24 protein-coding genes, 1 tRNA gene and 1 pseudogene are annotated in these 24,867 nt (G+C 59.4%); 12 read left to right on the forward strand and 14 right to left on the reverse strand.

Translation table 11 applies throughout. From position 1 onward, the window contains the following. Both E2F50_RS16980 and E2F50_RS16985 read right to left on the reverse strand, forming a co-directional pair. Positions 1 to 1,926, reverse strand: a complete 1,926-nt coding sequence (locus E2F50_RS16980) for an autotransporter assembly complex protein TamA (protein ID WP_133317368.1) — start codon at positions 1,924 to 1,926, stop codon at positions 1 to 3. A 174-nt stretch (positions 1,927 to 2,100) separates the two neighbouring features. Continuing rightward, a complete protein-coding gene (locus E2F50_RS16985) occupies positions 2,101 to 2,364 on the reverse strand; it encodes a glycine zipper domain-containing protein (protein WP_133317369.1) in 264 nt (87 codons plus the stop codon). 671 nt (positions 2,365 to 3,035) lie between these two features. Between E2F50_RS16985 and hemA the strand changes: the two genes are divergently transcribed. Further along, positions 3,036 to 4,250, forward strand: coding sequence for a 5-aminolevulinate synthase (gene hemA, locus E2F50_RS16990; protein WP_133317370.1), 1,215 nt, complete (start codon positions 3,036 to 3,038; stop codon positions 4,248 to 4,250). A 27-nt stretch (positions 4,251 to 4,277) separates the two neighbouring features. On the opposite strand, the gene dxr is transcribed toward hemA, so the two are convergent. Continuing rightward, positions 4,278 to 5,465: a 1-deoxy-D-xylulose-5-phosphate reductoisomerase gene (dxr, locus tag E2F50_RS16995; protein WP_133317371.1), complete on the reverse strand. Its 1,188-nt coding sequence runs from the start codon at positions 5,463 to 5,465 to the stop codon at positions 4,278 to 4,280. A 133-nt stretch (positions 5,466 to 5,598) separates the two neighbouring features. Between dxr and E2F50_RS17000 the strand changes: the two genes are divergently transcribed. Both E2F50_RS17000 and E2F50_RS17005 read left to right on the forward strand, forming a co-directional pair. After that, a complete protein-coding gene (locus tag E2F50_RS17000; RefSeq protein ID WP_133317372.1) occupies positions 5,599 to 6,816 on the forward strand; it encodes an FAD-dependent oxidoreductase in 1,218 nt (405 codons plus the stop codon). 101 nt (positions 6,817 to 6,917) lie between these two features. Beyond that, a complete protein-coding gene (locus tag E2F50_RS17005; protein WP_133317373.1) occupies positions 6,918 to 7,583 on the forward strand; it encodes a DUF2937 family protein in 666 nt (221 codons plus the stop codon). A 5-nt stretch (positions 7,584 to 7,588) separates the two neighbouring features. Here the strand turns inward: E2F50_RS17005 and E2F50_RS17010 are convergent, their stop codons facing one another. From E2F50_RS17010 to E2F50_RS17020, 3 genes are all read right to left on the reverse strand, one after another. Then, on the reverse strand, positions 7,589 to 8,056 hold the full coding sequence (locus E2F50_RS17010) for an NUDIX hydrolase (RefSeq protein ID WP_133317374.1): 468 nt from the start codon (positions 8,054 to 8,056) through the stop codon (positions 7,589 to 7,591). A 124-nt stretch (positions 8,057 to 8,180) separates the two neighbouring features. Continuing rightward, positions 8,181 to 8,257, reverse strand: a tRNA-Arg gene (locus E2F50_RS17015). Positions 8,258 to 8,312: 55 nt separating this feature from the next. Further along, positions 8,313 to 9,476, reverse strand: coding sequence for a M20 aminoacylase family protein (locus E2F50_RS17020; RefSeq protein ID WP_133317375.1), 1,164 nt, complete (start codon positions 9,474 to 9,476; stop codon positions 8,313 to 8,315). A 156-nt stretch (positions 9,477 to 9,632) separates the two neighbouring features. On the opposite strand from E2F50_RS17020, the gene E2F50_RS17025 reads away from it, so the two are divergent. Together E2F50_RS17025 and E2F50_RS17030 are read left to right on the forward strand one after the other, a co-directional pair. After that, on the forward strand, positions 9,633 to 10,892 hold the full coding sequence (locus E2F50_RS17025; protein WP_133317376.1) for a D-alanyl-D-alanine carboxypeptidase family protein: 1,260 nt from the start codon (positions 9,633 to 9,635) through the stop codon (positions 10,890 to 10,892). 11 nt (positions 10,893 to 10,903) lie between these two features. After that, a complete protein-coding gene (locus E2F50_RS17030) occupies positions 10,904 to 12,049 on the forward strand; it encodes a CobW family GTP-binding protein (protein WP_133317377.1) in 1,146 nt (381 codons plus the stop codon). Here E2F50_RS17030 and E2F50_RS17035 read toward each other — a convergent pair. The 5 genes from E2F50_RS17035 to E2F50_RS23265 form a co-directional block, all read right to left on the reverse strand. Further along, positions 12,046 to 12,285 (reverse strand): sulfurtransferase TusA family protein, encoded by a 240-nt coding sequence (locus tag E2F50_RS17035; RefSeq protein WP_133317378.1) that lies wholly within the window; start codon positions 12,283 to 12,285, stop codon positions 12,046 to 12,048. The two genes, E2F50_RS17030 and E2F50_RS17035, sit on opposite strands and share 4 nt — an antisense overlap. Continuing rightward, on the reverse strand, positions 12,282 to 13,568 hold the full coding sequence (locus E2F50_RS17040; protein WP_133317379.1) for a L,D-transpeptidase family protein: 1,287 nt from the start codon (positions 13,566 to 13,568) through the stop codon (positions 12,282 to 12,284). The genes E2F50_RS17035 and E2F50_RS17040 overlap by 4 nt, the downstream gene beginning before the upstream one ends. A gap of 179 nt (positions 13,569 to 13,747) precedes the next feature. Beyond that, positions 13,748 to 14,701, reverse strand: coding sequence for an acetyl-CoA carboxylase carboxyltransferase subunit alpha (locus E2F50_RS17045; protein ID WP_133317380.1), 954 nt, complete (start codon positions 14,699 to 14,701; stop codon positions 13,748 to 13,750). Positions 14,702 to 14,740: 39 nt separating this feature from the next. Then, positions 14,741 to 15,685 (reverse strand): site-specific tyrosine recombinase XerD, encoded by a 945-nt coding sequence (gene xerD, locus E2F50_RS17050; protein WP_133317381.1) that lies wholly within the window; start codon positions 15,683 to 15,685, stop codon positions 14,741 to 14,743. A gap of 16 nt (positions 15,686 to 15,701) precedes the next feature. Continuing rightward, complete coding sequence (locus tag E2F50_RS23265; protein ID WP_202615471.1) at positions 15,702 to 15,869, reverse strand: hypothetical protein; 168 nt, start codon at positions 15,867 to 15,869, stop codon at positions 15,702 to 15,704. Positions 15,870 to 16,015: 146 nt separating this feature from the next. On the opposite strand from E2F50_RS23265, the gene E2F50_RS17055 reads away from it, so the two are divergent. The 3 genes and pseudogenes from E2F50_RS17055 to E2F50_RS17065 form a co-directional block, all read left to right on the forward strand. Further along, positions 16,016 to 16,606 (forward strand): shikimate kinase, encoded by a 591-nt coding sequence (locus E2F50_RS17055; RefSeq protein ID WP_133317382.1) that lies wholly within the window; start codon positions 16,016 to 16,018, stop codon positions 16,604 to 16,606. Further along, positions 16,603 to 17,733 carry a 3-dehydroquinate synthase gene (gene aroB, locus E2F50_RS17060; RefSeq protein WP_133317383.1) on the forward strand — a complete coding sequence of 377 codons (1,131 nt, stop codon included), beginning with the start codon at positions 16,603 to 16,605 and terminating at the stop codon, positions 17,731 to 17,733. Before E2F50_RS17055 ends, aroB begins: the two co-directional genes overlap by 4 nt. A gap of 11 nt (positions 17,734 to 17,744) precedes the next feature. Next, positions 17,745 to 18,617 (forward strand): annotated as a pseudogene (locus E2F50_RS17065) (HlyC/CorC family transporter); the annotation flags it as partial. Positions 18,618 to 18,664: 47 nt separating this feature from the next. Here the strand turns inward: E2F50_RS17065 and E2F50_RS17070 are convergent. Next, positions 18,665 to 18,946 carry a BolA family protein gene (locus E2F50_RS17070; RefSeq protein ID WP_133317385.1) on the reverse strand — a complete coding sequence of 94 codons (282 nt, stop codon included), beginning with the start codon at positions 18,944 to 18,946 and terminating at the stop codon, positions 18,665 to 18,667. 115 nt (positions 18,947 to 19,061) lie between these two features. Between E2F50_RS17070 and E2F50_RS17075 the strand changes: the two genes are divergently transcribed. The 4 genes from E2F50_RS17075 to E2F50_RS17090 all read left to right on the forward strand — a co-directional run bounded on the left by E2F50_RS17075 (position 19,062) and on the right by E2F50_RS17090 (position 23,658). Then, positions 19,062 to 19,691, forward strand: coding sequence for a J domain-containing protein (locus tag E2F50_RS17075; RefSeq protein ID WP_133317386.1), 630 nt, complete (start codon positions 19,062 to 19,064; stop codon positions 19,689 to 19,691). A gap of 61 nt (positions 19,692 to 19,752) precedes the next feature. Next, positions 19,753 to 20,745 carry a cobaltochelatase subunit CobS gene (gene cobS, locus E2F50_RS17080; protein ID WP_133317387.1) on the forward strand — a complete coding sequence of 331 codons (993 nt, stop codon included), beginning with the start codon at positions 19,753 to 19,755 and terminating at the stop codon, positions 20,743 to 20,745. A 19-nt stretch (positions 20,746 to 20,764) separates the two neighbouring features. Beyond that, positions 20,765 to 22,663 carry a cobaltochelatase subunit CobT gene (gene cobT, locus E2F50_RS17085; protein WP_133317388.1) on the forward strand — a complete coding sequence of 633 codons (1,899 nt, stop codon included), beginning with the start codon at positions 20,765 to 20,767 and terminating at the stop codon, positions 22,661 to 22,663. An 89-nt stretch (positions 22,664 to 22,752) separates the two neighbouring features. Continuing rightward, a complete protein-coding gene (locus E2F50_RS17090) occupies positions 22,753 to 23,658 on the forward strand; it encodes an esterase-like activity of phytase family protein (protein WP_133317389.1) in 906 nt (301 codons plus the stop codon). A 21-nt stretch (positions 23,659 to 23,679) separates the two neighbouring features. Here E2F50_RS17090 and E2F50_RS17095 read toward each other — a convergent pair whose 3' ends face one another. Together E2F50_RS17095 and rpmB are read right to left on the reverse strand one after the other, a co-directional pair. Next, a complete protein-coding gene (locus E2F50_RS17095) occupies positions 23,680 to 24,318 on the reverse strand; it encodes a queuosine precursor transporter (protein ID WP_133317390.1) in 639 nt (212 codons plus the stop codon). Positions 24,319 to 24,428: 110 nt separating this feature from the next. Next, complete coding sequence (gene rpmB, locus E2F50_RS17100) at positions 24,429 to 24,719, reverse strand: 50S ribosomal protein L28 (protein WP_133317391.1); 291 nt, start codon at positions 24,717 to 24,719, stop codon at positions 24,429 to 24,431. Positions 24,720 to 24,867: the final 148 nt, after the last annotated feature.

Here is a 24,867-nt window from a genome sequence, read left to right on the forward strand (position 1 = left end):
TTAGAATGCCTGCCCAATACCTGCATAGATACCAAACTGGCTGCCGCCGTCATAGCGTCGCAGTGGAATGGCAACGTCCAGCCGCAGTGGCCCGAATGGTGTAGCATAACGGACGCCAATCCCGGCGCCTGCACGTATATCAGAGAAATCAGGCACGATTTCGGTAGAAACGCTTCCGACGTCGATAAAAGGTACTATGCCTATCTTTTCTGACACTTTTACGCGCACCTCGAAAGACCCCAAACCATAAGACAGCCCACCAAGCGCCTCGTTTTCGCTGTTGTAAGGCGAAACCTCGCGGAAAGTGTAGCCGCGCACGGATCCGCCGCCGCCGAGATGAAATCTGCGAGTGGCCGGGATATCTTCCAAAACATTGGTCCCAACAAGCGTTCCGGCTGCCAGCTTGGCGGCAAGAACGACGCCGTCTTCTTCGCCCAAGCCCAGATAACCGGAGATGGAGCCCTCGAAGGATGAGAATACATTTCCCTTGAACGCTTCGTAGCTCGGCTTGGCCGAAAGAGTGGCATGATAGCCTTGAGTGGGATCTAGCTTGTTGTCGCGCGTGTCGCGATCGAAGCTGATCGGCAGGCTGAATGTCAGATACTCGTTTTCACCGAAGACGTCGTCGGTGGTGATATAGGCCACCTCGCCACCGCCCGTCAGCTTATCCGTCTCATTCAGTTCGTAGGCTATGCTGGCCGAATACGTAATGGATTGGGCTTCGTAGGCGTCAGGCGTTTCGCTCTTGGCCTCGAGTCGCGACTCGAATGTCGCCTCGGGGACAAAGGCGCCGGGCTTGGTGAAGATGATGGCTGCGGAATAGTCAAAGGTGGTGACGTCGGTGGTTGCGCCAATACCAGATACGGCTCCCTCTACGCGCAAGGATTCGGCTTCTCCGAACAGATTGCGATGGCCCCAGTAGCCGGTCACGCCTGCGCCGTCGAGCGAGGAATACTCGGCGCCAAATCCGAAATATCGGAATTTTCCTTCGGACACTTCGATCATCAGCGGCAGCGAACCGTTGGGCGCCAGGCTATCAGCTTCCTGGATCGTCACGCTTGAAAAGACGCCAAGCTCTCGCAGCCGATCGGATGCCTTCTTCAACTGCTCGGGCGAATAGCGGCCGCCTTTGTCAAGGCGTGAATAACGGCTGATGAAAGCCGCATCGACGTCGCGAGCCCCCTTGACCGTTACGACGCCGAATGGTGCGACGGGTCCGCCCACTGCGCCAAGCGTGACGTTGACGGTCTGGGATCTGTGGTCGGCGACGACCTGACGCTGGGTCGGTTTGGCCAGCGGGCGGCCTTCCTTCTTGATATCAGCAACCAGCTGCTCGCCCGCCTTGAGGATCAGCCGGGAGCCTGCTTCGCCGCCAGGCTCGAGGTCGTAATCGGCGGGATTACGACCGGCAGCATCACCTTCGAACTTGATTGAGCCCAGACGGAAGATTGGACCCGGAACGATGCGAACCGTTACCGGCACCGGCCCCGCATGATCGAAGGTCGGAGTGGGGGGTAAAGCGTCGATATCGGTTCCCGCGACGGAGATTTGCACCGTGCCGCCGTATCGGGCTTCTTCGTAAAGGACAGCAACCAGCCGCTCGCGATCTTCGCGTGCCTTGATCACCACACCCAGATCGCCCGACACGGGCTGTTCTTCGTCATTGACTAGCGATGCAGCGGTTTCAAGACGCTCCTTGAGCTTCTTGTCCGCATCACCGGTATCCAAAGTTGCATCGTACCGAACCGGATCGATGACTTCCAACGTGTCGTCGTTATCGCCGAAAAGCGTGATGCCGAAAATCTTGAAGGCGAAGGCGTTTTCCACAAGCGCCGGGGAAAGCAGAAGAGCGGTCGTAAGTGCAGCGACAGAGCCTACCTTACGGTAGCTCCTGTTCTTCCTCCGCCCAATGTTTCCGTCCCGCATACGCAAACTTACTTCGAGTGCATGTCAATGAGGCCATCATGGCCCATTACGAAACTCTGTAGCTGCAAAAGGGCCTCGCGTGTACTGTTTTTCGCATGTCATCATGTTTTCACAGAAGAAAAAGCCCCGAAGCGTGCTCCGGGGCAACAATTCCATCTGCAATCTGAGCGTTTATCAGTAACGGCGCGGGCAGTCGTCAATATAACGGCGACCATACCGGTCACGATAGTAGCACTGGCCGGGCTGTTCCGAGACAGAGCCGATCAGAGCTCCTGAAACGCCGCCGATTGCCGCACCGACTGCTGCACCCCGAACATTCCCAGTCGCGACGCCGCCAATGATCGCGCCCGAGGCTGCGCCAATGCCGGCACCCTGCTCCGTCGCGGTGCAGCTTGCCAAAGAGGCGCCCACCACCAAAAGCATCAAAGCTTTTTTCATCACTTCCTCCTGAACCTGTTGTCACGTTCCATTGCTATATAGCCGACATGCCGACCGTACTTTATGGACTTGGGCGGAACAATAGAACTCGAAAACGAGGAGTCCATATGGGCAGGCCCTTTTAACGATTAATTGTTCGAACACAGAGGATGCGCAGCACGCGGCTGCCTCCAACAAAAGCAAACCCGCTACAAAACTACCGGTTGATAACGATCTTGAAAAAGCAAATGATGCTTGTGCGCTTTGGGAGAGGCGTGAGGAGGAGCGCTTGAGGAAAGTGAAATTGCTGGCCGCGCGCTGAGCGGCGAGCGCAAAGAGCGCCGAAAGCCGAGGATCTGCTTGGCATCGTTATGTGGCGTGCGTCGTATGGCCGATCCGAATTGGCGCAATATGAGGACGATCACAATAACGATCAAGACCCTGATTATCCGGCGACCGCGCTTGCTCTAGGCCCGGTCAAACGAATCGGGCCTAGGTGGAACAGGTGATGTCGACCAGTTTCCCAAACAGTTGATCTGGATCATAGCCGCATTTGGCTTTGGCTTTAGATTTCTGATTGGAATAATTCCAAAAAGGCGGTCGTTTTGCCGCAGGTAGGTTCTAATCACCGGCTCCGGGCTTGACGCGAGGCGCGGGTGAAATCAAAACCAGAGCACGTTCTGGAGTGTGACATGGATTTCGAGGCATTTTTCAAAAGCGAGCTGGACTGTCTTCACAATGAAGGCCGTTATCGGGTGTTTGCCGATCTCGAGCGGCACCGCGGCAGCTTCCCGCGCGCCACGCGCCACACGCCGGAAGGCCCTAAGGACGTCACTGTCTGGTGTTCCAACGATTACCTCGGCATGGGCCAGCATCCGAAGGTGGTCGAGGCTATGCACGAGGCCATCGATCACTGTGGCGCGGGTGCGGGAGGCACCCGGAATATTTCTGGAACGACCCATTACCACGTGATGCTTGAGCGTGAGCTTGCCGACCTGCACAGCAAGGAAGCCTCTCTAATCTTCACCTCCGGCTATGTTTCCAACTGGGCGACGCTTGGGACGCTCGGCCAGAAGATCCCCGGTCTGATCATTTTCTCTGACGCCTTGAACCATGCGTCGATGATCGAAGGCATCCGCTATGCGAAATGCGAGCGGGTGATCTGGAAGCACAATGATCTCAACGATCTCGAAGCCAAGCTTGCGGCCGCCGATCCGAACGCGCCGAAGCTGATTGCCTTCGAGAGCGTTTATTCCATGGACGGGGACATTTCGCCCATCAAGGAAATCTGCGATCTCGCCGACAAATACGGCGCGATGACCTATCTTGACGAGGTTCATGCCGTCGGCATGTATGGCCCGCGCGGTGGCGGCATTGCTGAGCGCGAAGGCCTGATGGATCGCCTGACGATCATCGAGGGCACGCTCGGCAAAGCTTTCGGCGTCATGGGTGGCTACATTGCTGCTTCGGTGGCGCTTTGCGACTTCATCCGTTCCTTCGCCTCCGGGTTCATCTTCACGACTGCCCTTCCGCCAGCTCTGGCTGCCGGCGCGATCGCCTCGATCCGGCATCTGAAGGCAAGCCCGTTCGAGCGCGTCCGCCATCAGGACCGCGTGCGCAAGCTGCGTACCATGCTCGATCAACAGGGCATCCCGCATATGCACAATCCCAGCCATATCGTGCCGGTCATGGTCGGCGATGCGGCCAAGTGCAAGTGGATCTCGGACATCCTGCTCGACACTTGCGACGTCTATGTGCAGCCGATCAACTATCCGACGGTACCGCGCAAGACCGAGCGCCTGCGCATCACGCCGACACCGCTGCACACGGATGCGGATATCGAGTACCTGGTCTCGTCGCTGCACCAGCTGTGGTCGCGGTGCGCCCTGGCCCGCCACGTCGCTTAATACGTCGCGCCAGTAGAAAATGGCAGCTTAAGCGGCCATTTCCTTTTGCGCGATGACGTGGTCGGCGCGACGCCGTGCTTCCGCATCGGCGGCAAACACGTCGTCCATTGCCACGGCTGCCGTATGGTCCGCCATCGCATCCATTACCTGCTCGACCACGTCGGCCATGGCAAGAAAGCCGATGCGGCCGGCACAGAAGGCGTGGAAGGTCATCTCTTCCGCGGCATTCATGACCGCTCCCTGCACGCCGCCGCGTTCCAGCGCGGTTCGGGCAAGCCGTAAGGCCGGGAAACGCACTTCATCCGGCGCCTCGAAATCCAGGCGGGCGAGTTTGGCGAAATCGAGCCGCTCGACATTGAGCCTTGGCCGGTTCGGATAGGTGAGGGCGTAACCGATCGCGGTGCGCATATCCGGACAGCCGAGCTGCGCCAGTACCGAGCCGTCCGTATAGCCCACCATGGAGTGGATGATCGACTGCGGGTGGACGATCACCTCGATCTGGTCCGGGCGCATGTCGAAAAGATGTTTGGCCTCGATCATTTCGAGCGCCTTGTTGAACATGGATGCGCTGCCGATGGAGATCTTCAGGCCCATTGACCAATTGGGATGCGCGCGCGCGATATCAGCGGTTACATTGGCCATCTGGTCCCGCGTCCAGGTCCGGAACGGTCCGCCGGAGGCCGTCAGAACTATCCGCTCGACGGCGTGATGCTGGTCATCTTCGAGGGACTGGAAGATGGCGCTGTGTTCGCTATCGACCGGTATGAGCCGGCCGCCGCCTTCCGCCACGGCCCTGACGAAGAGCTCGCCGGCGGATACCAGACATTCCTTGTTGGCCAGCGCGATATCAGCGCCGCGTTTCGCGGCTGCGAGTGTCGGAGCCAGCCCGGCCGTGCCGACGATTGCCGCCATGACCCAATCCGCATCGCGCGAGGCGGCCTCGATCAAAGCCTCTTGACCGGCGGCAGCCTCGACGCCGCTGCCGGAAAGGGCGTCCTTCAAAGCCGGATACAGGCTTTCTTCGGCCGTGACAGCAATCCTTGCGCCGCAGCTTCTGGCCTGTTCGGCCAAAAGGGCAATATTGGTGTTGCCGGTGATTGCCACGACGTCATAGGCGTCGCGGCCACCTAGCTGGCCTACCACATCCAGTGTATTGACGCCGATGGAGCCGGTTGAGCCGAGAATGCTGATGCGACGTCTGCCGGTATCGGCCATGCCATATTCCGTTTTAAAAAGCTGCCGTTGATCTACAAGCGAAAGCTTGTGCTCACAAGAGCGTGCTTGAATTCGCCCTGCCTGCGACCAAGTGCAGCTTGATTTCAAGTCCTGCAGTGGAAGACATAGGGCGATGATCAAAATTGAGACTCAATGCGTGATCGCCGGTGCCGGGCCTGCAGGCCTGATGCTTGGGCTTCTGCTGGCGCGGGCGGGCGTCGACGTCGTCGTTCTCGAAAAACACACGGACTTCCTGCGCGACTTCCGCGGCGATACGATCCATCCTTCCACACTGGAAGTGATGACCGAACTGGGGCTTGTGGAGGAGTTTCTACAACTGCCGCATACCCGCGCACCGAAGCTGACAGCCGAGATGGGCGGCCGCACCGTTACGATCGCTGATTTCTCTCGCCTGCCAGTGAAGAACCGCTTCATTGCCTTCATGCCGCAGTGGGACTTCCTGACCTTTCTTGCCACCAAGGCCCGGCAGTATGCGAATTTCCGGCTGATCATGCAGGCAAGCGTGATCGGCCTGCTGGAGGACGAAAAGACGGTTTGCGGCCTACTGATCAATACGCCCGAAGGGCAGGTGTCGGTCCAGTCCAAGCTGGTCGTCGGTGCGGATGGGCGAAATTCAGTGGTCCGGGAAAAGGCCGGACTTGAGGTGGAGAATTTTGGTGATCCGAGCGAGGTCGTCTGGATGAAGCTGTCGAAACAGCCCGGCGACCCCAATGAGGTTATGGGCCACGGAGGGCCGCGGCAGGGCTTGGTGCTGATCGACCGGGGCGATTATTGGCAATGCGGCTATGTGATCCGCAAAACCACATTTGCCGATATCAAACAGAAAGGCATCCATGCCTTCCGTCAGATGGTGGCGGAAGTCTCGCCGCTGCCGGCCAGGCGCATGCAGGAGATCGGCAGCTTCGACGACACGAGCCTGCTGACCGTACGCATCGACCGCCTTAAACAATGGTGGCGGCCCGGGCTCATCTGCATCGGCGATGCGGCGCATGCCATGTCGCCGATCGGCGGCGTCGGAGTAAACCTTGCCATTCAGGATGCGGTAGCCGCTGTCAACCTCCTGTCGGATCCTCTTAAGGAGAACCGGCTTGTCGATGCCGATCTCGCCGCCGTGGAAAAGCGCCGCAGCTTTCCCACCAAGGCAACGCAGAAGCTGCAGCTGATGATGCGCAGCAGCAGCCGCCGCAACGGTCAGACGGAGGAGCGGAAGCGCAAAGGGCCGCCAGGCTTCATCAAGGGCATCGCCCGCTGGCCTTTACTGGCTCATCTCGCCGGTCGACTGATCGGGTTGGGCTTCCGGATGGAGCATGTGAGGCACCGCCATCTGTAGAAACAGCAAGCAGCTTGTCGGAGTGGAACCTCGTCGCGAGCCGCTGAAGCAACCTTTGCCGGGATCGGCCGTTGATCGGCGACGCAACCAGGGATCAGCCCATGCTCATGCTTGGAAGAATGCTCACCATGGCCATGGCATTGGTCGGCGGTATTTTCTTTTCGCAGGCGCCGGAATTTGCACAGCAATACCGCCAGCGGATCGGCGGCGCGCTCGATGAGTTGAGGGCGATCATCACCCAGTTCGACAATGAGGCGAACCGCAATGGCCTTGACCGGCAAACCGCCTTGGAGCTCTATACGGCATCTGCCGAGCAGTTCCTGCAGGCCCAGGGCGACGCCATGCGCTACAGCTTCAGCCGATATCAGAGGCTGGAGCGGCAGGGGCGCGACCTGGAGCAGGCGTCACCGATGGCCAAGCCTTTCGTCATTCTGCGCAATCCAGATCCGGACCTTGTCACCAATGCGTGGCGCGACTTCGCGCCAGGCATACCCGTTACTATGGCCGGCTTAATATGGGCTGGCATAGGCGTGATTGCAGGCTGGCTGGCCGCCGCCCTGTTCGGGACCGCCTCTCTGCGTGCCGCTCGCCGGCGCCCGTATAGAAAGGAAGCGCCGCATCAGACAGTCCTCGACGAGGAAATCCATCGCACTGACCAGCCGCCCACGCACATCGCCCCGCGGACTGTGCAACAAGCAGACTTGCCTTGGAAGCCCAAAGCAGTTGAGGAGGCTCCTCCCCAAAAACTGCCGCAGCAAACGGTCTGAACACCTCAACCGATCATCGAACGTAAATCGTCCAGCATCGGCTTTTGGCCATTCAGGATTTTCTGCGCGGCAGTATCCAGGTCGAACCAGCCGGCTCGGTCAACCTCTGGAAATTCCTGTTGTCGCCCAGATTTCGGCGGCCATTCCATCTGGAAAGTGTTGCTGACGATACGATCAGCGTCGATTTCGATCGCGGATTCGACACACCAGGCAAGCACGCGCTTGCCGCCCGGCTGTTTATATTCGCCGAGCCAGCGGAAGTCACCGCCTACGGCCGTCCCGATCTCTTCGAGAACCTCGCGGTTGGCGGCGGCCAGCTCGTCCTTGCCGTCCTCCACCAGTCCCTTGGGTATCGACCAGGCGCCGTCATCCTTGCGCGCCCAAAAAGGCCCGCCGGGATGCACCAGCAGAACTTCTGGAAATCCCGATGAGTGGCGGTGGATCAAAAGCCCCGCGCTTCGCTTGGCAGCCATTGCTGGTCCGTTTCCTGTGATGCGAAGACCTAACGCGGAACAGCGAAGCAGGATCCTCGTTGCCTCGACCGGCCTGCCGATGAGCGTTGAGATGCTCATGGCAACAAATATCGCTGAAATGAAATGGTGATCCCAGATGGATTCGAACCATCGGCCTCAGGATTAGGAATCCTGCGCTCTATCCTGCTGAGCTATGGGACCACTGACGATTTCCTTACAAAAGGCGAGGCCTTAAGCCAAGCCTTTTCCGTGCAGCCTATTCGGATAAACGCTGTTCCGCGAGCCGCACCCAGTAGGAGATGCCGTAGGAAATCGCCTCGTCGTCGAAATCGTACCGCGGATTGTGAAGGCCGGCTGTGTCGCCGTTGCCGATGAAGATAAAGGCGCCGGGCCGCTGTTTCAGCATAAAGGCGAAATCCTCGCCCGCCATGCTCGGGTCAACCTCGCTGTCGATGTTCGAGGCGCCGACGATTTCGGATGCCACATGGATTGCATGCTGCGTTTCCTGATCATGGTTGAAGGTCACCGGGCACTTGCGCTCGTAATCGACAATCGCCTCGGCACCATGGGCGGCAGCGATACCCTCGACGATCTGGTGTATGCGGTTTTCTGCAAGGTCGCGGGTTTCTTCGCTGAGAGTGCGGACGGTGCCCATCAGGACAGCCTGATCCGGAATGATGTTGTGTGTGGTGCCGGCATCGAAGCGCGTGACGGAAATCACGATGGAGCGAACCGGATCAGCATTGCGGGCGGCAATTGCCTGCAGGCTACCCACCAGTTGCGATCCGATGAAGATCGGATCGATCGTCCGATGAGGTTGAGCCGCGTGACCGCCGCGACCCTTGATGGTGATGGTGAAGCGATCGGGCGCCGCCATGATGCCGCCCTTGCGGATGGCAAACTGGCCGACCGGTATGCCCGGCATGTTGTGCATGCCGTAGACTTCGTCGATGCCGAAGCGCTCGATCATTCCATCTTCGATCATCGCCAGCGCGCCAGCGCCACCTTCTTCGGCGGGCTGGAAGATCAATGCGACATTTCCATCGAAGTTGCGCGTTTCGGCGAGATATTTTGCAGCTCCGAGCAGCATGGATGTGTGGCCGTCATGGCCGCAGGCATGCATCTTCCCGGCCGTTTTGGAGGCCCATGGCTTGTCGGTGATCTCGGCGAGAGGAAGCGCATCCATGTCGGCTCGAAGGCCGATCGTCCGGTTGCTTGTACCCTTGCCGCGGATAATCCCGACGACACCGGTGCGGCCGATGCCGGTCACGATCTCGTCAACGCCGAATTCCTGCAGCTTGGCAGCCACAAATGCCGCCGTATTGTCCACCTCGTAAAGGATTTCCGGATTTTCGTGGAGGTAGCGTCGCCACTCGGTCACTTCGCCCTGAAGTTCGGCGGCTCGGTTCAAAATCGGCATGTAGTCCCCTGTTCCTGCAGTCACGCGCTTATGAAACGTCCTCCCGATCAGATAGTGCCTTGCAAGATTGACGTAATCAATCTTCTTTGCCATTGCTTGGCCACATAGGCCGCCTATCCGCCGCACTCGTTAAGACAGTAACAACGAGGGACTATCTTGCCCATTTCACGTCTTCGATCCCTGTCCGCCAGCCGGCTGATTTCTGCCGTGACGGCATTGGGACTTGTTTTGGCGGCCCAGGCTGCCGCCGCCAATCCAAAGATCATCGTGGACGTCAAAAGCGGCAAGGTGATCGCCCATCAGGATGCCTTCCTGAAGTGGTATGGTGCCTCGCTAACCAAGCTCATGACCGCCTATGTGACCTTCAGGGCTTTGAAGAGCGGCAAGGTCACCCTCGATACGCCGGTGGTGATGAGCAAAAGGGCAACGGACCAGCCCGCCAGCAAGATGTATTTCACGGTAGGCTCGACGCTCACCCTCGACAGCGCATTGAAGATCCTGCTGGTCAAGTCCGCCAATGATATTGCCGTTGCCGTTGCCGAGACCGTGGGCGGCACCCATGACCAGTTCATTGCTATGATGAATGCCGAGGCGCAGCGTCTGGGAATGACCTCGACCCACTACATCAACCCGCATGGGCTGCCGGGCAAAGGCCAGTATACGACGGCGCGGGATCTGGCCGTACTGACGGTCCAGCTGAAACGTGAGTTTCCCGAATACCAGAGCTATTTCTCTTTGGAGGGGATTGATACGGGCAAGAAGCAGTATCCGAACTACAATACGCTGATTGGCCGGTTTGACGGCGCCGACGGGATGAAAACTGGCTTCATTTGTGCTTCCGGCTTCAACCAGGTCGGATCGGCGACCCGCAACGGGCGCACCGTCATTTCCGTCGTGCTCGGTTCCGACAGCCTCGCCGGCCGCGCAGACGATACGGCCAATCTGCTGCAGCAGGGATTGACGTCAACGGCGAGCGAGGGCGTCCCGCTTGCCTCTCTCCCGCCCTATGGCGACACGGCAAATCTCAATGATGTCAGCGCCGAAATCTGTAATCCCAAAGCGGCCAAGGTGCGCAGCGAAAACCGCGATGACGCGGGCCGAACGGTGATGCACTCGCCCTATATTCATGAGATGACGCATCCGCCGGCATATGCCGCGGCCATGCCGCTCAGCGGAGGCGAAGCGCCGCCACCGCCGCCCAAGAAGACTAGCGATAAGAAGACCAACGACAAGAAAGCCAGCGACAAGAAGACTAGCGACAAGAAGACGACGGATAAGATACCTACAGACAAGAAGACGACCGACAAGAAGCCAGCCAATGTGCAGGCGACCGACAAGAAAGGCCAGGCGGCTGCCGGCGTACCCCTGCCAGGCGCGCGCCCGAACGCCAGTACAAGCCCGAGCCCGAGCCTCTGATGAAGCCAGTCATGCCAGCATCTCGGAACCGGATTCCGGTCTCCATCCTCACGGGTTTCCTCGGAGCTGGTAAATCAAGCCTGCTCAATCGGATTCTGAAGGATCCCGGCACCAGCGACACGGCCGTGATCATCAACGAGTTCGGCGAGGTCGGCATCGACAACTTCCTGGTCGAGGCTTCCGGGGATGCGCTGCTGCAACTGGCCAATGGCTGCCTTTGCTGCACGGTCCGCGGCGAACTTGTGGATTCGCTGGCTTCTCTGATGGACGGGATCCAGACCGGTCGGTTGAAGCCGATCCGCCGCCTGGTGATAGAAACGACGGGCCTGGCGGATCCGGCGCCGGTCATGCAATCGGTCATGGGTAATCCGGTGATCGCCCAGAACTACGAACTCGACGGCGTGGTGACCGTGGTCGATGCCGTCAATGGCCTCGCATCGCTGGAGCGGCACCAGGAGGCGGTGAAGCAGGCCGCCGTCGCGGATCGGATCATTCTCTCCAAGCTGACGATGGCCGATCCATCGCAGGTCGCAAAACTCCGAGCCCGCCTGGCAGATCTCAATCCCCGTGCTCCCGTCATCGATGGTGACAGCGAGGAAGCAGGCACGGCTGCCGTGCTTGAAAACGGTCTTTATGATCCGGGCACCAAGGTTGCCGATGTCAACCGATGGCTGCGTGACGAGCTGGCCATTGACGAGCATCATGCTCACGGTCATCATGATCATGCTGACGGCCACCATCATGATCATGGGCACCATCACCATGACATCAATCGCCATGGTGCCAACATCCGTTCCTTTTCGCTCATTCATGACAAGCCGATCGAGCCCGCAGCGCTCAACATGTTCGTGGATCTTCTGAGGTCGGCGCATGGAGAAAAGCTCTTGCGCATGAAGGCCGTGGTCCTACTTTCCGACAGTCCGGAACGTCCGCTCGTCCTGCATGGCGTGCAAAGCGTGTTTCATCCGCCGGAACGCCTGTCCCAATGGCCGGAAGGCTACGACCGTCGCACGCGCATGGTGCTGATTACAGAAGACTTGCCGGAAGCCTTTGTATCGGATCTCTTTGCCGCCTTTACCGGCGAGCCGCGAATCGATCGACCTGACCGTGCCGCGTTGGAAGACAATCCGCTGGCCGTGCCGGGTCTGAGACTTTAAGGAGCGAGCTTCCTGATCAGGAAGCGATGCCCGCTCGGCGTTTGCTCCGAATGGACAAGCCGATGGCCTTCCTGGCTGCAGAAATGCGGAATATCGATCACGGCAAGCGGATCGGAGGTTTCAATCAGCAGATCGGTGCCAGCGGGCAGGATTTTCAGCTTCCGACGTGTCTTCAGGACCGGCAAAGGGCATTTCAGACCTCTCAGGTCGTAGACAAGCTCCGTGGCCGAGGTCACTCCTTGCCCCAGAACTTCCAGAACGGCTTCTTGTTGTCTTGCGATATCGGCGGTGCCGCATAGGCGAGCGGGTTCTGGGCCGGGATTGGAACCGTGCTGGTCGTGGAGGCTGTGGTCAGGGTAGGGGTGGTCGCCGCGATCTGGGTTGCCGCGCTTGCCGCGGGAAGGCGATCCTGCTTCGAGCGCTGAGCCGCTGATGTGGAAGACGAAGACGCGGTTGGGGCGGCCGACGCCATAATCGTATTGGCTGGCTTGTTCGCTGCCGCCATCCGCTTTTCCATCATCTGCTTGAACTCGGACTGGCTCATCAGCTTGCCCGCTTCAAGAGAGGTCCCTGTCGGCGCATAGGCGAGATCGCGGCCCTTGCGCTTGTCGGCCACCACAGCCTTGCGCTCGGCTTCGGTCGGCTCGTACCAGACCTTGTCGTCAAACTTGCTGAGGGCTTTCTGATAAGCCACTTCATAAGTCTTGCCGTAGGAGGTCAAGGCCGAAGCAAGGGCCGGCGGCGTCGACATGGGCGGGCATGCGGCGGTGGGCGCTACGGAACCGTTCGCCTGCTGGTTGAAGACGTACTTCTTCTCGCAGACAGCGACTTCGGGTGGACGTTTGGTGACTTCGAAATTATCGTAGCCACCCTTCAGCATCTTCCAGAAGTCGTAATTCGGATTGTCCCGGTGACGAACCATGTTTTCGGCCGTCATACGGAAGGGGAGGGCCTGAAGCTGAACCGATGTCTGGCCACCCTTGAAGGCGTCGCGCGCAAAGGCGTAGATTTCGAGCACCTGTTCATCCGTCATGGAATAGCAGCCGGATGACGAGCACGCGCCGTGGATCATCAGGTTGGTGCCGGAGCGGCCGTTCGCTTGGTCATAGCGGTTCGGAAAGCCGGTATTGATCGCCAGGTAGTATTTGGAATTGGGATTGAGATGGGCCGGGGTCAGGTTGTAAAAGCCTTCCGGAGCCTGTCGATCGCCTTCCTTGACCTTCGGTCCGAGCTTTCCCGACCATGCGCAGATCTGATAGCTGGCGATAACGTCGAAGCGGTTGTCGGCCTTTGCCTTCCAGACCTCAAGAACCCCTTCTTCCTTCAGAATCCGGATCATGATCGGCGAATTGCGCGGCATGCCCTTCTTCTGCATCTCCGCAAGGATGCGGGGCGGCAGGGGCTGCTCGACCTTGTTCTTCACTGTCGACAGGTCGATTTTCGCAGTATCGAGCGTATCATTGCAACTCGTCAGAGCGGTCGCAACAAGCAGGGCGAGAGCGATGTGTTTAAGGCGCATCGAGACGGACCACATATCCTTAATGGCGAACGAGACCAGCACAGGTTCGATAAGTAAAGCGGTAAGCTTTATATCTTCTTAACCGCTTATAGGCGCCTGTCCAGCAAAACCGTCCCCGTTCCACTGCCGCCACTCATATGGCTAAATTTGGCAATTTGAGGGGCGAGGCCTCGCAAAGATCAGAGATTGCGGCCGATCTCAAGAAATTTCCGACGCCGTGCCGCCCGCACCTCTTCTCCGGAAAGGCTCCCAAGGTCGGTCAGCGCTGAGGCAATGACCTTTCCGGTAGCCGACATTACCATTTCGGGCTCGCGATGCGCCCCACCCACGGGTTCCGGGATGATGTCGTCGATGATGCCCAGCCCCTTCAGATCCTCTGCGGTGATCTTCATATTGGTGGCAGCCTCCCGCGCACGGGTCGAATCACGCCACAGGATCGATGCCGCTCCTTCCGGAGAGATAACCGAATATATTGCGTGCTCAAGCATGTAGACACGGTTGCCGGTGGCAATTGCAATCGCGCCGCCCGAGCCGCCTTCGCCGATCACGACCGATATCAGCGGCACCTTGATGCCGAGGCACATCTCCGTGGAACGGGCAATGGCTTCCGCCTGTCCGCGCTCTTCCGCGCCGACGCCGGGATAGGCACCGGCTGTATCGATGAGGGTGATCACCGGAAGACCGAAACGATCGGCCATTTCGAGAACCCGGATAGCCTTGCGATATCCTTCAGGACGCGGACTTCCAAAATTGTGTTTGAGGCGGCTCTTGGTGTCGTGGCCTTTTTCCTGGCCGATAACAGCGACAGCCGATCCCTGGAAGCGGGCAAGGCCTGCCTGGATGGCGGCATCTTCGCCAAAATTACGATCGCCGGCCAGCGGCGTGAAATCGGTGAAAAGATGAGCGGCATAATCGACGAAATGCGGGCGCTGCGGGTGCCGGGCGACCTGTGTCTTTTCCCAGGCGCCGAGCTTGGAATAGATTTCCTTCGTCGCCTCTTTCACCCGAACTTCAAGGCGGCTGATTTCGTCCGAAGTGTCGATGCTCTCGTTCTCGGAAGCAAGCTTCTTCAGCTCGTGGATCTTGCCCTCGAGGTCCGAGATTGGTTTTTCGAAATCGAGATAAGTCTGCATGAGATCCGCGTTCCGATCATTTTGCCTGTGACGGCGGCTCTAATCCCGGTTTTTGGGCTGTTTTGCAAGAGGGTGATGTGCCTGCACCGTTTCCCGCAGCCTTTCTTCAAGCACATGCGTGTAGATTTGCGTAGTGGAAATGTCCGAATGACCTAGCAGTTCCTGCACAACGCGCAGGTCTGCGCCGTTCTGCAGCAGGTGGCTTGCAAAGGCGTGACGCAGGACGTGAGGAGAGATGGCCGCAGCTTTCAGGCCTGCGCGGGCAGCCAGCCCTTTCAGGTCCCGGGCGAAGACCTGGCGGGGCAGGTAGCCTTCCTTTCCCGACGATGGAAACAGCCAGGCGCTATCGCCGGCGGTTTCTGCAGCAAGCTTTCTCGCTTGTCCATAAGCTTTCAGTGCAGCGATCGCCGAGCGGGAAAGCGGCACCAGGCGCTCCTTATTGCCTTTGCCGCGGATCATCAGGAAGCGGCCTTCCTGATCCAGGACCTTGGCGGGCAAGGAAACAAGTTCGCTGACGCGCATGCCCGTCGCGTACAGGAGTTCCAGAAGCGCAAGCATCCGGAGGCGGGAAATCTGCTCCGGACCGGGCTCCAAGGCCTCTTGCGCCGCACGCTCGAGCAGGCGGGTCACGGTATCCTCGCTCATAATCTTCGGAAGCGGGCGCCCCTTTTTCGGTGCGTCCAGTATGGCGGTCGGGTCGTCGGCACGCAGCCCTTCGGCATAAAGAAATTTGAAAAATTGTCGCATGGCTGAAAGGCGCCTAGCCTGCGATGAGGCTGCGAAGCCCTTTTCGTCCAGCTGCCTCAGATATCCGGCAAGATCGCTGCTTCCGGCGCTGGCGGGGCTTTTCTTCTTGGACACGAGGAAAGAATAGAGGTCGTCCAGATCGCGCTGATAGGAGGCGAGCGTGTTGACGGCCGCGCCCCGTTCCGCGCTCATCATTTCCAGGAAAGCTTCCATATGCGCGCGGGAAAGATCGGCCATTGCGGCAATCCAGACTTCAGTTCTGTTGCTTGGGGGGCGTCGGCGGGTTTAGCCGTTCGGAAGGGACGCGCACCGTGACGTCCCGTTCACGCGGTTCCACCAGAAGCACGAGGCCAACCATGCTCCCATAGATCGCGCCTGCAATGAGTGCCAGGACGAAGAGAAACCGGAACAGGGTGGGCATCAAGAACTCCACGAGATTGCGGTGCAGTATATCTCAAAAGGTTAATGGATAAACAAGAACAAACTGCCGCAAGCGCTGTTTGGCGGCGCCTGCGGCTTGACGCTGCCGGTGCATTTGTCGATACCGTTTTGGAAACGGACGGCACCATGAACGAAGCTCTACCAGTCGCAGCTCAAACCCTCGCCGAACAGGCGCGCGCAGCACTCGGCAAGCGCAACCTGATCTTTGTCGGTCTGATGGGTGCGGGCAAATCGGTCATCGGTCGGCTCACGGCGCAGACGCTCAACGTCCCCTTCATGGATACCGACGTCGAGATCGAGCGCGTCTCGCGCATGACCATTGCCGAACTCTTCGCGGCCTATGGCGAAAGTGAATTCCGGGCTCTCGAGACGCGCGTTATAGAGCGTCTGCTGAAGCAGGGTCCGCGGGTCATTTCCACTGGCGGCGGCGCCTTCATCAACGAGAACACGCGCGAGCAGATCAAGCTGGGTGGCGTTTCGCTTTGGCTGAAGGCGGATCTGGACGTGCTTTGGGAAAGAGTGAACAGACGAGATCACCGTCCTTTGCTGAAGACCGAGCATCCCAAGCAGACGCTCGAAAACCTGATGATCCAGCGTTATCCGATTTATGCGCAAGCCGACCTGACCGTGCTTTCGGAAGATGTGCGCAAGGAGGTTATGGTCAATCAGGTGCTCAAGGCCCTGGTGACGCTTGCCAATAAAGGTGAAACAGCATGAATATCTCCTCTCCGCCTCCAGAAAGGCTTGTTCATGTTCCGCTCGGTGAGCGGGCCTATGACATCCTGATCGGCCCCGGTCTGATCGGCCGAGCCGGCGGCGAAATCACAGCGCGGCTGAAGGGCCGGCGGGCCGCCATCGTGACGGATGCACATGTCGCGCCGATTTATCTCGAAGCGCTGATGGATAGCCTGCAGACGGACGGGATCGAGGCGGTGTCCCTGACACTGCCGGCCGGCGAGAAGACCAAGAGCCTCGAACATCTTGCAACTGTGACGGACATGGTTCTGTCCGCCCGCATCGAGCGCAACGATGCGGTCATTGCGCTTGGCGGCGGTGTTATCGGCGATCTGGCCGGTTTCGCCGCCGGTATCGTGCGTCGCGGGGTGCGTTTCGTGCAGATCCCGACCTCGCTTCTGGCGCAGGTGGATTCGTCCGTCGGCGGCAAGACCGGCATCAATACCCGTCACGGCAAGAACCTGCTGGGCGTTTTTCATCAGCCGGATCTCGTTCTGGCAGATACGTCGGCGCTCGATACTCTTTCCGAACGGGAATTCCGGGCAGGCTATGCTGAGGTCGCGAAATATGGCCTGATCGACAAGCCGGACTTCTTTTCCTGGCTGGAGAAGAACTGGCGCGAAGTTTTTGCTGGAGGTGCAGCGCGAGCCGAAGCAATTGCCGTCAGCTGCCAGGCGAAATCTGATGTGGTCGTGGAAGACGAACGGGAGACCGGCCGGCGCGCACTCCTTAACCTTGGACATACTTTCGGGCACGCGCTGGAAGCGGCGACGGAATATGACAGTCGACGCCTGGTGCATGGCGAAGGCGTGGCTATTGGTATGGTGCTGGCGCATCAGTTCTCGGCGCGCCTCAATCTGGCAAGCCCGGACGAAGCCCAGCGTGTGGAAGCCCATCTCAAGACGGTTGGCCTGCCGACGTCGATGAACGAAATCCCAGGAGCGCTTCCGCCGACGGAAAAGCTCCTGGAGGCGATCGCCCAAGACAAGAAGGTCAAGAGCGGCAAGCTGACCTTCATTTTGACGCATGGCATCGGCCAAGCCTTCGTTGCGGATGATGTTCCATCTTCGGAGGTTCTGGGTTTCTTGGAGGAAAAGCGGCCAAAATGACGTCGAGCACCGGTCCGGTATCGCGTATCGTCAACGCCGTGATCCGCGGCCTCCTGCGCATGAGCGGCGCGACGCCCTCGGCAGAGACCTTGGCGTTGGCCGATCATGAGGATCTCCATGCTGCGTTGGATGCGAAGAACCGCGACCGCAGCTCCGACCGTCAGGACCGGGATCGTCTGAGCGGACTTTTTGAGCTCGAAGAGCTGGAAGTGTCCGACGTCATGAAGCACCGGACCGCCATGCGTGCGATCAATGCGGAAGATCCGCCGGATGTCGTGGTGCGCACGGTTCTGGAAAGCCCTTATACGCGCATGCCCCTATGGCGCAATTCGACGGAAAACATCATCGGCGTCGTGCATGCAAAGGATCTGCTGCGAGCCTTGGCCGAGCCTATGGCCGAGTCGCAGGGGGTCGACATCGTGAAGATCGCGCAGAAGCCGTGGTTCGTGCCCGACACGACCAGCCTCAAAGATCAGCTGAGCGCCTTCCTGCGCCGCAAGGGTCATTTTGCGGTGGTGGTCGATGAGTATGGCGAGGTGCAAGGTATCGTCACGCTCGAAGATATTCTCGAGGAGATCGTCGGCGACATTGCCGATGAGCACGATATTGAAATCCAGGGGGTCCGCCAGGAGGCGGATGGCTCGATCGTGGTGGACGGCTCCGTGCCGATCCGCGACCTCAACCGCGCACTCGATTGGAGCCTGCCTGACGCGGAAGCAACAACCATTGCCGGATTGGTGATCCACGAATCCAAGCTTATTCCGGAAGAGCGGCAGGCTTTCACCTTCTATGGCAAGCGTTTTATCGTGCTAAAGCGGGAGAAGAACCGGATAACCCGGCTGCGCATTCGGCCAGCGGAAGATACCCCGATGCCGGCGGAATAATTCGCTTCTCGATCTTTGCTTCGGCCGCACGGCTTCTTATCTAAAGTCTACCAGTGCGTCGGCTCGCCGGGTGCGGATGCCTCTACCGCAAGCGCATGCAATCCCGCATCCAATTCCGGCTTCAGCAGGGAATTCACCATGCGGTGCCGGTCCAGCCGGCTCATGCCGGAAAACTTATCCGCAACAATGCGGACCCGCATGTGTGTCTCACCCGTTCCGGTCATGTCGGGCTGATGCCCCGCATGCTGATGGCTCTCGTCGATGACGATCAGCCTCTCCGGCTGGAGCTTGTCTTGCAGTGTGGTTTCTATTCGGGATCTGACGGACATTTCCGCTCCATGGTGAAGCATGCGGGCGAAGCATGAGGGGCTACTGACAAACCAGCAACAAACCGCTTTGTCAATTCTTGTCCATGGTCACGGCTCATCCCATAATAAGTGCCTCATGAAACTCGACTCCAAATACTTCGACCGCATCCGAACCCGCCGCAACAGGGAGCAGGAGGCACCTCCTCAGGCGCCGACCTGCCAATGGGACGGGTGCGACAAGCCGGGTGTGCACCGCGCGCCGGTCGGGCGCAATGCCGAAGGCCAGTTCTTCATGTTCTGCTTCGAGCACGTCAAGGAATACAACAAAGGCTATAATTACTTCTCCGGCCTTTCAGACACCGAGATTGCGCGCTACCAGAAGGAAGCGATCACCGGCCATCGTCCGACATGGACCGTTGGAGTGAACAAATCTGCCAAGGATGCGCCGTTACATTCGACGGCTCGATCCGGTGCGCCCGGCGCGCAGCAACGCTACAAGGACCCCTTCGGCTTCGTTTCCCAGGCGCGCGGTGGTGGAGCGTCCCGTTTCGAGACCCAGGGGCGCAAGCTGAAGTCGCTGGAAGCCAAGGCTTTCGACACGATGGGCCTTGGGGCCAATGCGACCTCAGTTGAAATCAAAAGCCGTTACAAGGAACTGGTGAAAAAGCACCATCCGGATGCGAATGGCGGCGACCGCGGCTCGGAGGAACGTTTTCGCGCCGTCATTCAAGCATATCAGTTGTTGAAGCAGGCGGGTTTCTGCTAAGCCGTAACGATTATGGCAGTGAGGACGACGGCCGGGCGGCGGCTCGCGCTTTGGAGAGATGATGAGTAAGATAGATCTAGATATTGCAAACCTTCCTGATACCACGGTTTCCGTTCGGGACGTCTTCGGCATCGATACCGATCTCAGGGTTCCAGCCTACAGCAACGGCGATCCTTACGTCCCGGATTTGGATCCAGACTACCTGTTCGATCCCGATACCACGCTCGCCATTCTTGCAGGTTTTGCCCATAACCGACGGGTCATGGTGTCCGGCTTCCACGGCACCGGCAAGTCGACCCATATCGAGCAGGTCGCGGCGCGCCTCAACTGGCCTTGCGTGCGTGTCAATCTCGACAGCCATGTCAGCCGTATCGACCTCGTCGGCAAGGATGCGATCGTCCTCAAGGACGGCAAGCAGATCACCGAATTCAAGGACGGCATCCTTCCCTGGGCCTATCAGCACAATGTCGCGCTTGTATTCGACGAATACGATGCCGGTCGCCCGGACGTCATGTTCGTCATCCAGCGCGTCTTGGAAAGTTCCGGCCGCCTGACGCTGCTCGACCAGAGCCGCGTCATCCGTCCTCATCCGGCATTCCGCATCTTCTCGACCGCCAACACAGTCGGCCTCGGCGATACGACGGGCCTCTATCACGGCACGCAGCAGATCAACCAGGCGCAGATGGACCGCTGGTCGATCGTCACGACGCTGAACTATCTGCCGCACGAGAAGGAAGTCGATATCGTCGCCGCCAAGGTCAAGTCGTTCGGCAGCACGTCCGAAGGCCGCGAGACGGTATCGAAGATGGTTCGCGTCGCCGACCTGACGCGTTCGGCCTTCATCAACGGCGATCTTTCGACGGTGATGAGCCCGCGTACGGTCATTACCTGGGCCGAAAATGCCGAGATCTTCGGCGATGTGGCCTTCGCCTTCCGCATCACCTTCCTCAACAAGTGTGACGAGCTGGAACGGACACTGGTGGCCGAGCAATATCAGCGTGCCTTCGGCGTCGAGCTGAAGGAAAGCGCCGCAAACATCGTGCTGGGAGCCTGAGGCGCAGAGAGGCAGGATCATGGCGGGTCGCGGAGACAATTCTAAAGGCAAGGTGGGCGGACCGGTGGATGCCGAGCCGCTGCGCCAAGCCATTACCGGCTGCGTTCGCTCGATAGCCTCGAGTGCCGAGGTCGAGGTAACTTTCGCCAACGAACGTCCGGGATTGGCTGGAGACCGGATCCGCCTGCCGGAAATTTCCAAGCGACCGACGGCCCACGAACTGGCGGTGACGCGCGGGCTCGGCGATTCCATGGCGCTTCGGGTCGCCTGCCACGATACCGGCCTTCACGCCAACATGGCGCCGCAGGGATCGGATGCTCGATCGGTCTTCGACGCCGTGGAACAGGCGCGGGTCGAATCCATCGGCGCGCTGCGGATGGCCGGGATGGCAGCCAACCTCAATTCCATGCACACGGAAAAATACGCCAAGGCCAATTTTACCGGCATCGAACGCCAGGAAGATGCCCCGATCAGCGAAGCGATCGCCATGCTGGTGCGCGAAAAGCTGACTGGAACAAAACCTCCTCCCAGTGCAGGCAAGGTTCTCGATCTGTGGCGGTCCTTCATCGAGGACAAATCCGGCGGCGACCTCGATAACCTGCGGTCCGTCATCGAGGACCAGCAGGCCTTCGGCAAGCTCGTCCGGCACATGCTGTCCTCCATGCAGATGGCGGAAGACTTCACCAACGAGGAGTCCGAGCCGGAGGAGATGGAAAATCCGAGCGAGGAGGATCAGCCTCGCACCGGAGAGACCGAGAACGAGGAAGTCGAAGAGGAAGCCGGTTCCGACGCGGCGCCTGCCGAGCAGAGCGAAGCCGCCGACGAGGAGCTCGATGAGGGCGAGATGGATGGCGCTGAAATGTCGGACGACGATATGTCCGAAGACAGCGACGACCATTCCGAGACACCTGGCGAGACACGCCGCCCCCAGAGCCCATTCGACGATTTCAATGAAAAAGTCGACTACCATATCTTCACCGAGGAATTCGATGAGGAGGTCACGGCCGAAGAGCTTTGCGATGAAGCAGAGCTGGACCGGCTGAGAGCGTTCCTCGACAAGCAGCTCGCGCATCTCCAAGGTGCGGTCGGACGGCTTGCCAACCGGCTGCAGCGCCGTCTGATGGCGCAACAGAACCGCTCCTGGGATTTTGACCTCGAAGAAGGCTATCTCGATCCCGCCCGACTGGTACGCTTGATCATCGATCCCATGCAGCCGCTGTCGTTCAAGCGGGAGCGCGACACGCAGTTCCGTGATACGGTGGTTTCGCTGGTGATCGATAATTCCGGCTCCATGCGAGGCCGGCCGATCACGGTCGCTGCCAGCTGCGCTGATATTCTCGCCCGCACGCTGGAGCGTTGCGGGGTCAAGGTGGAGCTTCTGGGCTTCACGACAAAGGCCTGGAAGGGCGGGCAGGCGCGCGAAAAATGGCTGGCCAGCGGAAAGCCGGCAATGCCGGGCCGCCTGAACGACTTGCGCCACATCGTTTACAAGTCGGCTGATGCGCCCTGGCGCCGCTCGAGGCGGAATCTCGGGCTGATGATGCGCGAAGGCCTGCTCAAGGAGAATATCGACGGCGAAGCGCTGATGTGGGCGCATCAGCGGCTGATCAATCGGCCGGAGCAGCGCAAGATCCTGATGATGATTTCGGATGGCGCGCCGGTCGACGATTCGACGCTTTCGGTCAATCCCGGCAATTATCTGGAACGCCATCTGCGTGCGGTGATCGAGCAGATCGAGACGCGCTCGCCTGTGGAACTGCTGGCGATTGGTATCGGCCACGACGTCACCCGGTATTATCGCAAGGCGGTCACGATCGTTGATGCGGACGAGTTGGCTGGCGCTATGACTGAACAACTGGCCGAACTCTTTGCCGAAAATATCGGCCGTCCGGCTGGGCGGATGCGGCGAGCCAGTTGAGGCTCCCGCCCAAGAAGCTTTTGCGCCTTGCATTCTGTGCAGGCCTTTTCGGCGCTTTGGCCTTGCCGGCGGCGTCGGAGCCTGTGGGCATGAACGTGCGCACCATCGGGCAATTCAAGACGGGTTCGGATCAGAAGCGTTTTGGCCCACTGGAGTTTCTTGGTGGCCTGGAATTCTCGTCTGTCGACAGCCGGCTGCAATCACTTTCCAGCATCCGGTTCCGCGCGGATGGAGAGAGCTTCGTATCGGTGACGGATACCGGAAACTGGCTTACGGGACGAATCGAGCGGGACGGCCAGGGCCATCTTTCGAATCTCGCGGATGTTGAAATCCATCCGATACTGCTGCGCGGCGGACGTCCAGGTTGGAAACTGACGTCCGATGCCGAGGGATTGGCGTTGCGAAACGGGCAGGCGGTGGTGAGCTTCGAGCAACAGCATCGCGTTGACATTTACCGCAATCCGGGCTTTGAAACTTCCGAGCCGTCACGTGGTCTCGATTTCCTCATTCCGGCGCGAGAACTGCGCCGGAATGCCGGCATGGAGACGATTGTCGCTTCGCCGCAGTCGAGCCACCTCAAAGGGTCTCTCGTCATCGTTGCAGAACGCAGCCTGGATGAGAAAGGCAACCTGCTCGCGGCCATACTGGAAGGTCCGATGAAGGGGCAGTTCACGGTCGTCCGGCACGACCCCTACGACGCCACAGATGGTGCCTTTCTCCCCAACGGAGACCTTCTCCTGCTGGAGCGGCGTTTCAGCTTTCTCGGCGGCCTCGGCATGCGTATTCGGCGCATCAAGGGGGACAGCCTCGTTCCCGGCGCCATGGTCGATGGAGAAGTTCTGGTCGAGGCGGACTTAAGCTATGCCATCGACAATATAGAAGGGCTGGACGTCCTTGCCGGTGCCGACGGCAGGCAGCGTCTCATCCTGATCTCGGATGATAACGGCAGTCTCATGCAGCGCAATGTCATGCTGGAATTCCGGCTGAACGATTGATCGGCCGGAATGCAGGGTTGTTTAGCGAGCCGGTGCCGCCTGAGGCATCGGCTTCAACACGTTCATGAGTGCCCCGTAGGGCAGCAGCAGAACCACCCCCACGACGATCTTAACGACAAGATCCCCAAGCGCCCAGGAAATCCACCGCGGCGCCTCGGCGGCGAAAGCGCCAAGAATGGGAGCCGAACCGATGGCAAACTCGTCATTGGCACCGATGAAGGCAAAGATCGGCGCAAAGGCGAGCGAGAAGAACAGCACTGTGTCGATCACTGTGCCGACAAGAGAAGCCGCAAGCGGCGCTTTCCACCAGGTCTTGCGACGCAGTTCGTTGAAGACGGAGATATCCAGCAGCTGGCCGATCAGGAAGGCTGTTCCCGATGCCACAGCGATGCGCGGCACCGAAATCCAGAAGGACAGCGCGACGCCAACCACGAAACCAACGAACACGACACGGCGAGCGATCGCCGGCCCGAACTGGCGGTTGGTGAGATCCGTGATCAGGAAGGCGACCGGATAAGTGAAGGCGCCCCAAGTCAGAAGATCGCCCAGAGCTATTCCCCAGAGATTGCCGGCGACCGGGAACTGCACGAGGAAATTGGAGGCAACGACAACGGCCGCCATGAGCAAGGCATAGATAGAGGTATAGCGCGAGGTCAGCATTTTTTTATCCTGGGTGATGCCACCAGTTGGAGTGCTTGAAAGGTAAGAGAAAAGGCCTGACCGGCTTTGCCGTTCAAGCCCTCCCGATAGCCGAGGATAGAAGTCGCTGATTAAGCGGCTTCAGCTGTCTTCTTGACAATCTGGCGGCGCAGCAGACGAGCGCGCATCGACAGTTCGGTTTCGTCAGCCTTCAGAAGGAAGGCATCGAGGCCACCGCGATGCTCGACCGAGCGAAGGGCGTGCGCCGAAACGCGCAGGCGGTAGCGCTGGCCGAGGGCGTCCGAGATCAAAGTGACCTGGCAGAGGTTCGGCAGGAACCGGCGGCGGGTCTTGTTATTGGCGTGGCTGACATTGTTGCCGGTCATAACGCCTTTGCCGGTCAATTCGCACACACGAGACATGATTACACCTTTGTTCTTCTGCAATCGGATGGTCTTCCGGACAACGCCCGGCGCGCCGATCCAATTCGTCCTGATTGGAAAGTTGCGGTTCTATAGTCAGTGAGGCTTCGCGCGTCAAGCTAAAAGCTTTCATGACCCGTGAGCTAAT

Source organism: Rhizobium deserti (genome assembly GCF_004358025.1).
GTDB classification, from domain to species: Bacteria; Pseudomonadota; Alphaproteobacteria; order Rhizobiales; family Rhizobiaceae; genus Neorhizobium; species Neorhizobium deserti.

Bases quoted from the DNA above. Each gene is read 5' to 3' on its own strand.
- E2F50_RS16980 (WP_133317368.1), bottom strand. From the start codon at position 1,926: ATGCGGGACGGAAACATTGGGCGGAGGAAGAACAGGAGCTACCGTAAG.
- E2F50_RS16985 (WP_133317369.1), bottom strand. From the start codon at position 2,364: ATGAAAAAAGCTTTGATGCTTTTGGTGGTGGGCGCCTCTTTGGCAAGC.
- hemA (WP_133317370.1), top strand. From the start codon at position 3,036: ATGGATTTCGAGGCATTTTTCAAAAGCGAGCTGGACTGTCTTCACAAT.
- dxr (WP_133317371.1), bottom strand. From the start codon at position 5,465: ATGGCCGATACCGGCAGACGTCGCATCAGCATTCTCGGCTCAACCGGC.
- E2F50_RS17000 (WP_133317372.1), top strand. From the start codon at position 5,599: ATGATCAAAATTGAGACTCAATGCGTGATCGCCGGTGCCGGGCCTGCA.
- E2F50_RS17005 (WP_133317373.1), top strand. From the start codon at position 6,918: ATGCTCATGCTTGGAAGAATGCTCACCATGGCCATGGCATTGGTCGGC.
- E2F50_RS17010 (WP_133317374.1), bottom strand. From the start codon at position 8,056: ATGGCTGCCAAGCGAAGCGCGGGGCTTTTGATCCACCGCCACTCATCG.
- E2F50_RS17020 (WP_133317375.1), bottom strand. From the start codon at position 9,476: ATGCCGATTTTGAACCGAGCCGCCGAACTTCAGGGCGAAGTGACCGAG.
- E2F50_RS17030 (WP_133317377.1), top strand. From the start codon at position 10,904: ATGCCAGCATCTCGGAACCGGATTCCGGTCTCCATCCTCACGGGTTTC.
- E2F50_RS17040 (WP_133317379.1), bottom strand. From the start codon at position 13,568: ATGCGCCTTAAACACATCGCTCTCGCCCTGCTTGTTGCGACCGCTCTG.
- E2F50_RS17045 (WP_133317380.1), bottom strand. From the start codon at position 14,701: ATGCAGACTTATCTCGATTTCGAAAAACCAATCTCGGACCTCGAGGGC.
- xerD (WP_133317381.1), bottom strand. From the start codon at position 15,685: ATGGCCGATCTTTCCCGCGCGCATATGGAAGCTTTCCTGGAAATGATG.
- E2F50_RS23265 (WP_202615471.1), bottom strand. From the start codon at position 15,869: ATGCCCACCCTGTTCCGGTTTCTCTTCGTCCTGGCACTCATTGCAGGC.
- E2F50_RS17055 (WP_133317382.1), top strand. From the start codon at position 16,016: ATGAACGAAGCTCTACCAGTCGCAGCTCAAACCCTCGCCGAACAGGCG.
- aroB (WP_133317383.1), top strand. From the start codon at position 16,603: ATGAATATCTCCTCTCCGCCTCCAGAAAGGCTTGTTCATGTTCCGCTC.
- E2F50_RS17070 (WP_133317385.1), bottom strand. From the start codon at position 18,946: ATGTCCGTCAGATCCCGAATAGAAACCACACTGCAAGACAAGCTCCAG.
- E2F50_RS17075 (WP_133317386.1), top strand. From the start codon at position 19,062: ATGAAACTCGACTCCAAATACTTCGACCGCATCCGAACCCGCCGCAAC.
- cobS (WP_133317387.1), top strand. From the start codon at position 19,753: ATGAGTAAGATAGATCTAGATATTGCAAACCTTCCTGATACCACGGTT.
- cobT (WP_133317388.1), top strand. From the start codon at position 20,765: ATGGCGGGTCGCGGAGACAATTCTAAAGGCAAGGTGGGCGGACCGGTG.
- E2F50_RS17090 (WP_133317389.1), top strand. From the start codon at position 22,753: ATGAACGTGCGCACCATCGGGCAATTCAAGACGGGTTCGGATCAGAAG.
- E2F50_RS17095 (WP_133317390.1), bottom strand. From the start codon at position 24,318: ATGCTGACCTCGCGCTATACCTCTATCTATGCCTTGCTCATGGCGGCC.
- rpmB (WP_133317391.1), bottom strand. From the start codon at position 24,719: ATGTCTCGTGTGTGCGAATTGACCGGCAAAGGCGTTATGACCGGCAAC.